Origin of the sequence: Kitasatospora cinereorecta, from assembly GCF_024172095.1 — a bacterium.
Lineage (GTDB): Bacteria > Actinomycetota > Actinomycetes > Streptomycetales > Streptomycetaceae > Kitasatospora > Kitasatospora cinereorecta.
In genome coordinates, this window is the sequence record NZ_JAMZDX010000008.1 from 201,727 (window position 1) to 213,779 (window position 12,053).

Genomic DNA, 12,053 nt, shown 5'->3' on the forward strand with positions numbered 1-12,053 from the left:
GGTCACACCGAGGTATATCGGCGCGCCACACCGAGTGCGACCTGCGCCAACAGGCCTCACCCATCTCCAGGAGACGCCCCATCCGAGCAAGAACGAAGTCGCATCCACGGAGCGCCCTCGCATGAGGGCACACAGGCCTCTAAACCACGGAAGGCAGAAGGGGCCTGGATGGACAGTCTGCGGATGCGGTTTCGATATGGCAAGTCAAACCTTGCGACGACTATCCGTCAGACGGAGCCGCCACCCTCCTGACCTGGCACTTTCCCGCCTTGCCAGGGCAAGGATTTATGAGCCATTGGCGCCTGTGCGCTGGACATCCCAGGCCCACGCGACTTAAATGCCGACTACGTGGGGAGCCATCCGGTCAACGAAGCCGCGTTACATACCTGAATAAACGCCTCCGGAGCACTCCCCCGCCACTCGAGCCGATCGCCCGGAACAGATCTGAAAAACATCTGACGGTTTTTCAAAAGTGTTTCGCTAAAAGGTCCACGGGCTTGACTCCTCTCCTTTTCGCCGACGAAGATTCCGGGAGCGTGCATCCTCGTTCTCCCCGCCGCGCCAACGGCAGGGAGCGCGCGCACGCGACAGCACCACTTCCCAGCCCCATCCGAGCACTGAACGAACGGAGCTCCACCCACCCGTGAACAACGACTTCACCAACCCCTTCACCGACCCCGCCGCCGTGCCGGTCTCCGGCGTGCCCGCGGGCAGCACGTTCTCGGCTGCGGAGGCCGAGGTCGCCTCCGGCCCCCGGTTCAGCGGTCTCGTGGTGCCCGTGGAGACCCTGCTGGCCTCCCCGATGGCGACTCAGCTGCCCGGCGGTCCGGTCCTGGGCGGGAGGCGCACGTCGCTCTCGCCCGCCCTGGTGATCGTGCTCTTCGGCATCGTCACCACCACCGTGGTCGCGCTGATCCTGCTGGGCTGGCAGGTCGCGACCGCGTTCGCGGTCGTCGCCGGCTGCGGCCTGGTCACCGCCGAGCTGAAGAAGCGCCTCTTCTCCTGACCCGCCCGGAAGGGAGGGGGTGCCCGCCGGGTCGGCGGGCACCCCCTTCCTTCCCCGGGCCTGGAAAGGGGAGCGATCATGGCCCGCACCACACACACGCTGCCCAGGCGCAGCAAGGACCCGTACGTCGTCATCGCCCGGAAGATGCGCGCCGCCCGGCGCCGGGCCGGCGACCCGTCGCTGGCCGTCATGGCCCAGAAGGCCGGTGTCTCGATCGGTCTGCTCTCGCAGGCGCAGAACGGCGACCCACGCATGACCTGGCGCACCGTCCGGGCGTGGGCCGCAGCCCTGGACGAGCCGATCGCCCTGTGGGAGCAGATCTGGCACGAGCTGGAGTGCGCGCGCCGCTCGGCGGGCGACGGGCCGTCTTCCTCCGGCACAAGCCCGGCCGTGAAGCGCGCCCGCGAGCTGTGGATCAGGGAGCAGCACCTGCGGGTGGTTCCCGGCATCCGCAGCGTTCGCGAGCTGGTCGACGTCCTGAACGAGCTGCGCCGCCACCGGGGCCTGAGCCTGCGGCAGGTGGCGGATGCCGCGGGCGGCTGCTCGCACACCACCGTCCGCGAGGTGCTCCGGGGCGGCCGCCGGTGCACCCCCCGGCACCTGGCCCAGGTGCTGACCGGCTGTGGGGTCTCGGACGGCGACCGGGTCGGGTGGATGGAGTTGCTGGTCCGGCTCACCGAGTCCGACGCCAGTGTCCTGGCCCGGGCCGCCGCGAAGCGGGTCCTGCCCGTCCAGCGGTTCACGCGGCGGCGCGGTCGGCCGGAGGCCCGGCTGCACGACGCCCTCTGGCTCAGCGAGCAGCCCGACAGCGGCAGCTGGACCCTGTACACATCGCTGCTGCAGGAGGCCGTCGACTCCGCGACCGGCGGCGACATGAAGGAACTCGCCGGGATCTGGAGGATGCACATCGAGGACGCCCGGGCGGTCTACGCCGGGATGGCCATCCCCCAGAGCAGCGTGTTCGTCCGGCTCGTCGAAGCCCTCTGCCTCAGGGCTGTCCCGTTTAAGCAGGTGAGGCGGCGCTGGCGGTCGCGGTACGGTCCCTTGGTGGAGATCTTGGCCCCAGCCTGCCCGCTGGACGGACCCGGCATCGACCCCTTGTCCTTGGTCGGCGGTCGGCTCGTCGAGGTGCTGGCATCGTGGCACGTATACGGGGGACACCCCGGCGACGGCCCGGCCGAGGTGTGGCTGATCGACGATCAAGGCAGGTCCACCAACATCGCCAGCGGCACCGACTGGTGTCTCATGGTCGAGTCCTCCCGGCCCGATGACGGCGTCGACATGGGCGACTGGGGTCGGATCGATGTTCTGCCCGTACGTGACGAGACACCCCTCGCGGCCCACCTCGGGGAGCTCATGATCGGAGTCCGGCAGGAGTGGGAGCCGAGAACCGGGCGCATGGCACTTGAGCTGGACTTCCCATCGGGCAGTGTCCGCTTCGAGAGCTGGAGCGGTGACCTCCGTGTCCTGGCCATGGACAGAACCGAGGGTCCGACCACGCCAATGCCATGATCTTGGAGTGGCTGGTGTGATCACGGCGTCGGAGCCGTCCTGGATAGGCCCGTTCGCCGGGCTCGGCCCGCGCGACTTTCAGAAGCTGGTCACGATGCTCCGCCGCGAGGGGGCCGACGTGGTGCGCTGGGGCCGCCCGTGGGGCCTGCCGTTGGAGGACCGGGTTCTGCTGGTCGCTGCCTACTGGCGAACGAACCTGACGCTGCGGCAGCTCGCGCCGCTGTTCGGGGTGTCCAAGTCTGCGGCCAGCCGGATCATCGGCCACGTCGGGCCCCTGCTCGCGCTCAAGCCCCGGCGCCGGTTTCGCAGGGACACCGTGCTGATCGTGGACGGCACCCTGGTTCCCACCCGCGACCACACGATCGCCGAGCAGTCGAAGAACTACCGATACTCCACCAACCACCAGGTCGTCATCGATGCCCATACTCGGCTGGTCGTCGCTGTCGGCAAGCCCCTGCCGGGCAACCGGAACGACTGCAAGGCCTGGGAGGAGTCCGGCGCCAAGGCCGCCGTCGGCCGGACGACGACCATCGCCGACGGAGGCTATCCGGGTACCGGCCTGGTCATCCCGCACCGCCGGCCGCGCGGCGGCGAGCTCACCGAGTGGCAAGCCGAGCACAACCGCGAACACAAGCAGGTCCGTGCCCGCGTCGAGCACGTCTTCGCCCGGATGAAGACCTGGAAGATCCTCCGCGACTGCCGCCTCAAGGGCGACGGCGTCCACCACGCCATGCTCGGCATCGCCCGCCTGCACAACCTCCTCCAGGCCGCGTAGGCGAAGCCCAGCCAGCGGCGGATCACCCCGCCCCGAGCCGCCGGAGATCAATTACGGGACGGCCCTTCGGCAAGGGCGACACCGCCGTTCTGGTCAAGCGCCGCGACTTCGCCGCCTACTACCTCCACCACCCTGGAGCATGGACGGGCTGAGCACACACCCGGCCCGGCCGTTGGCCCGGGGTGCGGCGGCCGGAGCGGCCGCCGCACCCGGTCGGTCATGCGCAGGTGGGCTTGTGGGCGGGGTCGGTCCAGGTCGCCAGCAGGGCGCCGAAGGTGACGCCGGGTCCGAGGCCGAAGATCAGGCCTTGGTCCCCGTGGGCGGGCGGGGCGCCGTGGGTGCGGTCGAGCACGGAAAAGATCGTCGGGCCGCCGAGGTTGCCTTCCTCGGCCAGGACGTCGCGTGAGTGCGCCAGGAACGTCTCGTCGACGCCGAGGGCCTGGCCGAGCCGGGTGAGGATCGCCGGTCCCCCGGGGTGGAGGATGCCGAAGTCGAGGGGGCGGTTGGTGTTCCTGTCCAGCCAGTCCAGCAGGACGGGGGCGAGGTCGGACACTGACTTCAGCGAGTCGCGGGTGGAGGCGAAGTGGTCGCCGCGCTCGTCCGTCTCCTTGCGGTAGCGGTGGAGGGTGCCGGGGATCGTGTACTCGAGCGTGTGGTCGATGCGCAGCGCCGGTGCGGTGCCGAGCGGCCGGGCGGAGACGATTGCGGCGGCGGTCAGGTCGCCCCACAGGGCCTTGTAGATCTGGTCCTCCAGTGAGGTCCGGGTGTCCTGGTAGAGGGAGGAGAGGAACTCCCCCGCCACAACCAGGACGGTGTCCTGGGGGTATCGGGCCAGGTGCCCCTCGGCCATGATCAGGACGTGGGCGCCGCCGGCGCAGGCGAGCTGGGTCATCGGGCGGCGCCGGACGTCGGGGCGCAGCGGGAGTTGCTGCTGCAGGTGGACGTCGAGGCCGGGCATCATGTCGCCGGTCGCGCTGGCGACGATGACGCAGTCGATGTCCGCCGGGGTCAGGCCGGCCTCCGCGATGGCTTGGCGGGCGGCTTTCTCGGCGGCGGGCAGGAGGGTGGCGAGGACGTCGGTCTTGCGTTGGGCGGCGGGCCGGTCCGGGGCGGTGACCATCTCGTACGGGGCGGCGTAGCGGCGTGTTCCGGGTAGGTTCGCCAGGGCCTTGCCGATGGCGGCGCGCCGGGGGTGGTCGGCGTTGCGGTCGAGGATGTCCTCGCGGATCCGGGCGGTGTCGATGACGTGCTCGCCGCGGGCGAGGGCGGGGCGGCCGAGGTAGGCGGTGGTGGCGTTCATGTGGTGGCGTCCTTCGGTGCGGGCCGGCGGTGACGGCGTCGTCGGTGCTCCGGGCGAGCGGGAGTGGGCGGCCGGGGCGCGGTTGAGCCAGGCTGCCGCCGTCGTCGCTTCCTGGGGCGGGGCGGCGGCCGTGTCGTCCGGCTCGGTCGTCCGGCCGTGGACGGCCGGGTAGTGGCGGGCCAGGTAGGCGCGGAGCAGGTCGAGCCAGGGCAGGCCCAGGAGGGTGCCCCGCACCGCGGCGGAGACCAGCGGGGAGAAGATGTCGGCGAGCTGCTGGCACTGGCTGGTCCTGGAGCCGGTCACGGGGTGATCGGCGGGCAGGCCGACCAGGGCGCACACCTCGGGGATGGTGAAGCGGCGGCCGGTGGCCTGGTCGTACCAGCCTCTGATCCTGGAGGTGGGGCAGGGGATGGTGCGGTTCATGGAGAAGGCGTTGCCGCCGGGGGTGGTGCGGTTGCCGCGGGTGTTGATCCGGGCGTCCAGCGGCCACAGGAGCACCTCGGCGGCGTTGGTGTGGATGTGCGGGACGTCGATGCCGCCCGGGTGCCGGTACCAGCTTCCCCGCAGCACCGCGCGACGGCGGTGGCTGGGTGAGCCGAAGTCGGCGGCGTCGAGTTCCTCCCATGCGGCGAACTCGCATCCGGCCGTCCACAGTTCGGTCTGGATGTAGTCCTTCACGTCGTCCGGCAGGGCGGAGGACTGCTCGATGACGATGGAGTCGATGGGCGCGCCGATCGAGCGCAGGCCGAGCACCCACAGGACGGGTGCGAGCATGAGTCCGGCCGTCGGTGCGGTCATGTCGTCGACGAGGGACCACAGGTACTCCAGCGGTTCACCGGACGGTTCGATCATGTGGTCGTAGCAGTTGTCGTCGCAGTCGTCCGGGTCGTCGTGGGTGCAGACCTCGGAGCCCTCGACCCACACGTTGCCCATGTGGGCGGCGACCTGGTCGATCGCGTCGAGGAGGATTTCCAGGTTCTTCGGGTCGTGGCCGGCCCGCTTTCCGACCGGGGTCCAGTCGCGGCACGGCATGGTGAAGCTGGTCCGGCGGGTCCAGCGCAGGACCGGGTGGCGGGGGTCGAGCTTCTTGACGTCTTCCTGGATCACGGTGCAGCCGGCCGCGGTCGAGGTGGCGGCGGCGTCCTTGTTCCACTCGATGCACACCATGTCGACCTCGACGCCGAGGACCAGGCGCAGCCCGGCGCAGCCGCCGCCACAGCCCGCGCACAGATTGATCCCGCGGGGGGCGTCGCCGCCGCGGGGCGGGTAGAGCCAGCGGATGGGCCACGGCCCGGCGAGTTGTGCGCGCTGTGCCTGGGTGAGGGAGTCGAGCAGGGTGGTCAGGTCATCGCCGTCCAGGGCGAACAGGTCGTCAAAGGTCGGCAACGGCACAGCGGCGACAGGGGCGGCGTCGCGCGGCGGGGTCGTGGCGGTAGAGGTGTCGGCGGAGGCGAACAGGGGCTGCTGGAGTGCGGGCATGACGGGGCTCCCGAGGGCTCGGTGACGGGCAGGGAGACCAGGACCGGCGAGGCCCGGCGTGCGGCCACACGGACGGCGAGGCACGGCGTGCGGCCAGACGGACGGCGAGGCACGGCGGGGCCCGGGCGTGCGGCACGGGCACGGGCCCCAGGTGGTCGGCGCGGGACGCCCGACGCGGGGCCGGGACGCTCAATCCGGGCCGGGACACTCGGCGTGGGACGCCCGATGCGGGGCCGGTGCGGTCTCTGTGAGAGGGAAAGTAACCACCCGACCGGGCAGGTCAACGACCTGAACAGGGCCTTCGGCTGGGCGGTCGGCCGGGGACGGGCAGGACGCGGCTCGCAGCCGTGTCCCGTCCCAGTCGCCGGAGCAGGAACGGCAGGACACGGTCGCAGGCGTCCGGTCACGCCGGAGGCGGCACGGCTGGGTGCTGTGTGCACGCCGGGCACGGCACGGGGCCCGGCGGACGGGGCGGGCCGGCCAACGCTGCGGTGCACGGGGAGTGATGGCGGCGGGCAGGGTATGCCGGGCCGACCGACGCGGCACGGCAGGCGGTCGGGCACGGCCCCGCCGCCACCTGGCCGGTTGTCCACCGCGCTGCCGCTGCGCCCCGCCGCATCCCGGCGGGGCGCAGCGGCGGCCCCTGCATGGCGGCGTCGCGGGGGGTCCTATCCGGCGGGCCGGGCGGCGGCGCTCAGCCGAGGTGGATGTCCCGCCGCGTGCGGATGATCTTGTCGATCAGGCGGCGGGCTTCGTCGCCGGGTCGGTCGATGTCAGCGTGGCCGTGGTCGGCGGCCTCGGCGCCTGAGGAGAACAGCGGGACCGGGGACACGTAGGTCGTCACCGCTTCGAGGGTCGGGCCGTCCATGTCACCGGTCAGCAGGGCGATCCGCGGCGCCAGGAGGGCATCGCCGTGGCATCCCGCCCAGCCCGCGCACACGCGGCTTGCCTGGCTGTCGGCGTCGTTCTGGTGGCAGCGGAAGACACCGGTTGGCTGCTCTCCCGTGGGGGCGTCGTACGCGCGGAGCTTCTCGTACTCTTCCGCGGCCCAGATCCCTGAGGGGACGTCACGCCGGTAGGGGCAGCTGTCGCAGGGACGTGGCGCCGGAGGGCGGATGGCGGAAGTCACGCGTCGAGTATCCGGGGTGTGGGGCATAGCGGTCCTTTCAGGGTGGGCGGGTGACGGCGGGCGGGAACGTGGCTGCGCCCGGTCACCGGCGGAGACCGTGGCCGGGCGCAGCGGCGGGTGCCGTGGGGCGCAGGCACGGCAGCGGGGCCGGCCGGGGGTGGCGCAACAGTGCGCACCGTGGCCGCCCGACGTGGCACCGCAAAGGGGGCTGGGCGGCCGCACAGCGGGTGACGGGGCGTGATCGGCCGCGGGCGCGCGGGACCGGGTCGACCGCACGGGTCCGCGAGCGCGGGCTGGTGACCTGGCGACCCCAGGCCGGGGCCGCCAGGGCCGACCGAGCCCAGGGGCGGACCCCGAGGGCGGGGCTCCGGCCAGGAGATGCCACACCCCGCACACGCCCGGCAGCGGCGGGACCGGGGCCGGGGGCGGGCGGGGCGGTGAATCGCTAGTTGGTGGCGGGCACAAGGACACGCTTGCGGCGGCGGGGCCGCGTGGCGAGGTAGTGCGCGGCCAGGCAGAGAGCGCCGGGTGCGCAGCAGACAACAGTGCCGACGACGGTGGCGGTCGGGCCGTGCCCGACCGCGTCCGTGAGCATCGTGTTGTGCCCCGCCTGCAGGACCGCGGCGATCACGAACGGGCTGATCACCGCGAATGCCAGGTCGAGACTGACGGCGAGGTTCGCCCAGCGGGAACGAACGTCACCCGGCTCGACCGTCCTGTCGTCGTCCGCAGCGCTGTCGGCGAGGGTACGGCGGGTGACGAGGGCAACGATGGAGCGCACGAGGACGGAGAGCGCCAGCAGATAGGCCAGGTAGCCCAGTTGGTGGAGGGAGAGCGCCACGACGAGGACGGCGCCTTCTGCGGTGAGGACACGGTGGAGGGGACGGCACCAGCGGTGCGGGCAGCCCTTGGTCAGGACGGGAGGCTTACGCATCAGACTCCTTCGGGAGGCACGGGGCCGGATGGCCCGCGGGACCGCCCTACACAGCCGGTGAGTGGTCACGGCTGCTCTCGGGCGGGACGAGACGGAACCTACGGGCGGCCGCTGGCCAATCAACCCCTGGCTGCCGACAGATAGAAGGAGCAACACCGGCGCCCGGGTGCGGGAGCGGCCCCGGGCGTCTCCGGCTGCCACCCGGGGGTGCGGGGGCGGGGTGTGCAGGCGCCGCTGGGTGCCCCGCCCGCAGGCGGCGGCCCGGGGGTGGGGCGTAGTACGGCGGGTGCAGGGCCCTTGTGGTGCGGGGCTGTGGCGGGCTACGAGGCGTGGCGGTCCGGCGTGCCCGCTCCGGTGACGCACAGCGGTGCGGGGCTCCGCGGGCACCCGTGTGGGGTGCCCGCGGGCCCGGATGCGCGACCGCCGGACACGGCCGTGGTGTGGCCGCGGGCCGTGTCCAGGCGGTGTCGCCGGTCAGGGGGTCAGATTGGCAAGGAGGACGGTGGCGTTGTCCGCGTGGGGGCGGGACGGGTCGAAGCTGGTCGAGGCCTTGACGGACGTCTCGACGGCAAGGTCGACGAACGCGCGGGCGGTGGCGGTCAGCGGCTCGTCGTCGAGTTCGGTGAAGAGGTCGTGCCCGGCGTCCAGGTGCGGCTCGTAGGCACCGTCGGAGGCGAGGAGGAGGCGGGCCGGGCCGGTGAGGGGGACGGTCGTCGTCTCGATCGCGGGGTGCCCGTAGTGACTGCGGGTCTCCTCGTCGGTGTAGGTGCTGCCGAGGCAGGAGGTGATGATGTTGCGGTTCCCGCCGTAGGGGTTGGTGGCGGTCGGGGGGAAGACGTTCTCGGGCCAGACGCTCACCAGGCAGGCGCAGCCGGGCACCGTGTGCTCCCAGCCGGCCAGGTATCCGCCGTCCTCCCAGAGGACGGGCATGAACTCCCCGAACGCGTGTGGGGCGAGGCCGGCTGCCCCATTCGCGAGCCATCGGCGTTGTGGCGTGGCGGCCCGCCACAGCCGCTCCGGGATGGGCACTGGGCGCCCGGGGTGGCGGAAGCGGCGACCACGCGGGACAGACGCGCCCAGCAAGCCCAGCGGCGCGCCACGGACGGCCCTTGGAGGCCGTGACGGCGCGCCACGGCGGCCGGCCGGCCCCTGGCCGGGCGCAGCGCACTGGTGGGGGTGTGATGTCAGAGGTGGCGGTGCCCGCTGGTGGTTCCAGGGCCCCGTTGGCGCCCGTCTGCAGGAGGCCGGTCCGCGCTGGTGGCGGTGGCAGAGGCGCCAGTCGATGGTGATCTGTCGCGTCTCCCAGGCGGCGTGGAGGTCGGCGGTGGGGAACTCGCAGCCCTCGCACCAGGTGACGGTGCAGCGCTCGGGATCGGCAGTGCCTGCGTGAGCGGCGTAGTGGGGTGGGCCTCCAGCGAGTTGTACGGGAAGCCGATGTCGACCGCGCGGCCTTCCCGGATCTTCTCGTACGCCTCGCGGTGGCGTGCCGTCGATCGTCTCGTACATCCTGTCGCGGTCCGCATTGGGGACCTTGACCTCGCGCACCACGCCCTTGGTCACGGGCTGGACGACGACGCCCTTGCGCTCGCGGGGGCGAGCGAGGTCGGCCTCACGGTTGGGCCGGGGCCAGGCACAGTGCTCATCTCCGCGATGGTTACAGGCTGCTGATGTGATGTAACCTCGGGTCAGCTAGGGGCCCGCGGCGATCTGTAGTGCGACCGCCCCCGGGTCCTAGATGGAATGTCTGTAACAAGCGATGCCGCTGGAGACGCAGGCGGCTAGCGTTTCCTGTCATTGTTCTGGTTCACGGAGGATGCTGAAAACCGCTATGCGCCCTTGGCGTTCGAGTACCTGCTCGCGTCGGCAGTCACTCAGTCATGACCACGATTCGATGGTCGAACTGAGACTGCCACCCGCCGCCTATCCGGGCGGCCCTGTACCAGTTCGACTGTCAAGCGCCCGAAAGGCACCTGTCGGTGGACTGGAACTACCTCACTCTGGCTCTGCTTGCGTTCTTCGGCCTGCTCGGCCTGGCCGTCACACTGGTCATCACGTTCCTTAAGCAGCTTCCCGAGCTTGCGGACGCCCTGCGCAAGGCGATCGACGCCTTCAGGGGATCGGGCGGGCCGACTGCCTAGTGAAGCCATGGCCGAGACCTGAGCGCGCGGCTCGGGTCTCGGTCAGAACATGCCGCCGGTCAGGAAGTGCACCGACAGCCAGGCCAGGAACGCAAGCAGCGTGAAGCGCGCCGGCGGAGCCAGCCGTTGGGCAGGCGGCCCTGGGGCCGGCCCGCGCGGGCGGCGCCGTGGGGCGCGCTGCTCCGCCCATCTCGCCGGAAGGGGAGTTGCGGGACGGGAACGCGCCTGGGGAAGCCCGCACAGCCGGTCTAGGTCACGGCGATACGGGCGGGACGAGACGGAATGTACGGGCCCGACACAGCCGATCAACCTCCGTGTAGGCCGGCGACCGGCGGGCCGGCGCCCGGCCGCTGGCCCGCCGAACGGGGACGCAGCAAGTCAGGTAGGCCGGCCACCGCCCGGGGCTTCGTCCGGGCCGCTCCACTCCCCCGGTCGTCAGTCTCGGCCCGTGACATGGTGCGCGTGGACGAAAACACTGCTCCCGCCCGGAGTGCGGCGCAGCACCGCGTTGACGCCGCCGTAGCGCGACCACTCGTCCAAGAACCGCTGGCGGGTGCGCCGATCGAGGTCAAGCCCCGCGCCCGCGAGAGCCATAGCGAACTCGGGGTCGGTCAGGCCGGTGGGGCCGGCCGCGAACAGCACCGCAAGGGCCTGGTCCTCGATCTCCTCCTCGGCCTTCCGCACGGTCTCGCGTTCCATCTTCTCGGCGTCGAGACGTTCCTGGTGGGCAGTGGAAGCCTTGGTGCCCTCGACCGCTTCGGCCTCCAGGAGGTCGGCGAGGCGGGTCACCCCTGCGGCAATCTGGTCCGCTCCGGCGAGTCCGGACTCCGCGCGGGCGGCGGCGGCCAGAGCCTCGGCGGCGGCGGAGAACGCCTGAGCGTCGGCGTGCAATTCGGCCTTCGCCGCCGGGTGGGCGTTGCGGGCAGCGAGAAGGGCTGCGGTGTACGCCTGCCGGGCGGCCATCCCGGCGAGGGTGGCGGTGCCGTATTGCTGGAGCTCGGCGAGAGTTGCCGGGCCGGCGTGGACGTGGGTGAAGGCATCGGTCAGCGAGGGGTCGGTCATGGTTCGGTTGTCCTTATCGGAATGAAGCGGGCGGTTGTGACGCGAGGACAGGCGCCCCGGGACGGCACAGGGCGCCCCAACGGTGGAGGGGGAAGCGCCCGGAGCGCCCCGCACAGCCGGTACGTGCCTAGCCACATGGGCGGGACAGGACGGAAACGTACGGGCCTGATGCGGCCGATCAACCCCGGAGGGACAACCCCGGACGGAGCTCGACACCTCGCGGCGCTGGCACAACCGTTCACGACCCTGCTGCGGCCTGGCGGCGCGAGGCGGTGGGCCATGAACGGGTTCCCGGCCACCGGGCCCGGCCGCCACGCGACGGCCCAGGAAGAAGGCGGGGTGCTGTGTGGCGGCCACACGCCGGCGCGGGCGGTTCCACGTGCGGCGGGCGGCCGCAGGCAGTGCCGGGCGGCGGGAGGTGCCGGGTGGCAGCACACCCCGAGGCAAGGCCGCGGCCCAACGGTCACAACAGCGGCAGGCGTATGGGCAGCGGGCAGCGGGAGGTACACCCCACCCGAGCCGGGAAGGGAGGCACGGGGGAACTGCTCCGCGCATGGCAGCCTGCGGTCCTGACGGAGATCTTCCGCGAAGCCCGTACCCGGGTGGGTGCGCTCCTCTATCGTCGGACGGCATGGGGACGGTGGGGGCTGACGGGTGGGCGCACAGGGCGGCATTCGCGGGGATGCCGCCGGTGTTCGACGATCGGACCCGGGACGCG

Annotated in this window: 9 protein-coding genes; 4 read left to right on the forward strand and 5 right to left on the reverse strand. The window is 72.1% G+C overall.

The features are described from left to right. The first annotated feature begins 643 nt into the window (after window positions 1-643). The 3 genes from FHR36_RS36240 to FHR36_RS36250 all read left to right on the forward strand — a co-directional run bounded on the left by FHR36_RS36240 (window position 644) and on the right by FHR36_RS36250 (window position 3,293). Window positions 644-1,006, forward strand: a complete 363-nt coding sequence (locus tag FHR36_RS36240) for a hypothetical protein (protein WP_253804436.1) — start codon at window positions 644-646, stop codon at window positions 1,004-1,006. 78 nt (window positions 1,007-1,084) lie between these two features. Beyond that, window positions 1,085-2,518: a helix-turn-helix domain-containing protein gene (locus FHR36_RS36245; RefSeq protein ID WP_253804437.1), complete on the forward strand. Its 1,434-nt coding sequence runs from the start codon at window positions 1,085-1,087 to the stop codon at window positions 2,516-2,518. A gap of 7 nt (window positions 2,519-2,525) precedes the next feature. Beyond that, window positions 2,526-3,293: a transposase gene (locus FHR36_RS36250; RefSeq protein ID WP_253804438.1), complete on the forward strand. Its 768-nt coding sequence runs from the start codon at window positions 2,526-2,528 to the stop codon at window positions 3,291-3,293. A gap of 217 nt (window positions 3,294-3,510) precedes the next feature. On the opposite strand, the gene FHR36_RS36255 is transcribed toward FHR36_RS36250, so the two are convergent. The 4 genes from FHR36_RS36255 to FHR36_RS36270 all read right to left on the reverse strand — a co-directional run bounded on the left by FHR36_RS36255 (window position 3,511) and on the right by FHR36_RS36270 (window position 9,065). Next, the gene (locus FHR36_RS36255) at window positions 3,511-6,072 is read right to left on the reverse strand and encodes a hypothetical protein (protein ID WP_253804439.1); all 2,562 of its coding nucleotides are present in this window, start codon (window positions 6,070-6,072) and stop codon (window positions 3,511-3,513) included. Window positions 6,073-6,766: 694 nt separating this feature from the next. Beyond that, window positions 6,767-7,201 carry a DUF6283 family protein gene (locus FHR36_RS36260; protein ID WP_253804440.1) on the reverse strand — a complete coding sequence of 145 codons (435 nt, stop codon included), beginning with the start codon at window positions 7,199-7,201 and terminating at the stop codon, window positions 6,767-6,769. A gap of 445 nt (window positions 7,202-7,646) precedes the next feature. Continuing rightward, window positions 7,647-8,135, reverse strand: a complete 489-nt coding sequence (locus FHR36_RS36265) for a hypothetical protein (RefSeq protein WP_253804441.1) — start codon at window positions 8,133-8,135, stop codon at window positions 7,647-7,649. Window positions 8,136-8,609: 474 nt separating this feature from the next. Next, complete coding sequence (locus tag FHR36_RS36270) at window positions 8,610-9,065, reverse strand: hypothetical protein (RefSeq protein ID WP_253804442.1); 456 nt, start codon at window positions 9,063-9,065, stop codon at window positions 8,610-8,612. A 1,046-nt stretch (window positions 9,066-10,111) separates the two neighbouring features. On the opposite strand from FHR36_RS36270, the gene FHR36_RS36275 reads away from it, so the two are divergent. Continuing rightward, complete coding sequence (locus FHR36_RS36275) at window positions 10,112-10,273, forward strand: hypothetical protein (RefSeq protein WP_253804443.1); 162 nt, start codon at window positions 10,112-10,114, stop codon at window positions 10,271-10,273. A 435-nt stretch (window positions 10,274-10,708) separates the two neighbouring features. Here the strand turns inward: FHR36_RS36275 and FHR36_RS36280 are convergent, their stop codons facing one another. After that, window positions 10,709-11,335, reverse strand: coding sequence for a hypothetical protein (locus FHR36_RS36280; protein ID WP_253804444.1), 627 nt, complete (start codon window positions 11,333-11,335; stop codon window positions 10,709-10,711). Between the last annotated feature and the right edge of the window lie 718 nt (window positions 11,336-12,053).

Excerpts from the sequence above, each read along its gene's own strand:
- FHR36_RS36245 (WP_253804437.1), top strand. The coding sequence starts at position 1,085 with ATGGCCCGCACCACACACACGCTGCCCAGGCGCAGCAAGGACCCGTAC.
- FHR36_RS36270 (WP_253804442.1), bottom strand. The coding sequence starts at position 9,065 with ATGCCCGTCCTCTGGGAGGACGGCGGATACCTGGCCGGCTGGGAGCAC.
- FHR36_RS36255 (WP_253804439.1), bottom strand. The coding sequence starts at position 6,072 with ATGCCCGCACTCCAGCAGCCCCTGTTCGCCTCCGCCGACACCTCTACC.
- FHR36_RS36265 (WP_253804441.1), bottom strand. The coding sequence starts at position 8,135 with ATGCGTAAGCCTCCCGTCCTGACCAAGGGCTGCCCGCACCGCTGGTGC.
- FHR36_RS36280 (WP_253804444.1), bottom strand. The coding sequence starts at position 11,335 with ATGACCGACCCCTCGCTGACCGATGCCTTCACCCACGTCCACGCCGGC.